At 45.5% G+C, this 953-nt stretch carries 1 pseudogene; it reads right to left on the reverse strand.

The annotated features are described in order from the left end of the window. Window positions 1–824 (reverse strand): annotated as a pseudogene (locus R7E78_RS24930) (hypothetical protein); the annotation flags it as partial. Window positions 825–953 lie beyond the last annotated feature (129 nt).

The following is a 953-nucleotide window of genomic DNA, read 5'->3' on the forward strand; positions in this document are numbered from 1 at the left end:
GCATAATTAGGTTGGCTGTGTTTGAGAGTCAGCCAGGTATTCAAACTGACCTTGCCAGACTCCGCCCCCGACTCTTCTTGCATGTAAGTGGTAAGCCAAGGCGTTACCGAGACATCTTGCGCACTCACGTAAAACTCACCAGACACATCACGCAGCGAACCATGATCTTTAAAGTTAGCATTTACTAACAGTGAGTTCAGGCTAGCGTCTGCAATACTGACTGTGCCTTCCACTAAGTGACGTTTACCTTGATTACTCCAGCGAAGCTGTTCGATATCGAGTCGACGAGTTTCGCCCGATACCGATTTGCACCAGACGCGTGAATTCGTAATGGTGAAGTCTTCAAACTGACGCAGCAGTAGTGAGTCCAGCTGATCAATCAGCTTAATTTCATTTTGATCAACATCAGTGGTCGGCTCTTGATTGCTCGACGTAGGTAGAAGATCGACCGTGCGAATATCTAATGCCAAGTTATGAATGGTTAAGTCGGCCACGACGGGCTTAAACTGAAGTAACGATTGAATCAAATCGAATTCAATTTGAATTTCATCAACGGCGAATCGAGCTTCTTGGTTATTCGGTAAGTTAGCTTCTAAGCCGAGTAACGCGATAGAGGGATGGCTATTACGCCAAGAACCAGCAACGCTGGAGATAGAAAAGTCAAAACCTGTGCCTTGTTTGACCCAGGTTTTGATCTCATCTTGGAAGTGGTTAAGTTGTGGCAATGTGACGCGTAGAGTGGTCACTAGAATGGCTAAAAAAACCAAGACAGTGACTAACGTCCACGCGCAAAAACGCCCAAAACGGTTAACACCAGAATTCACAAATGTTCCAATTACATCATCACGACGTCAAACTGTTCCTGAATGTACAGGGGTTCAGCCTGAATACGGACTTGCTTACCAATAAATACTTCAAGTTCTGCCAGCGCATGAGACTCATCACCCAAAAGC

The organism is Vibrio sp. YT-19(2023) (genome assembly GCF_033337395.1).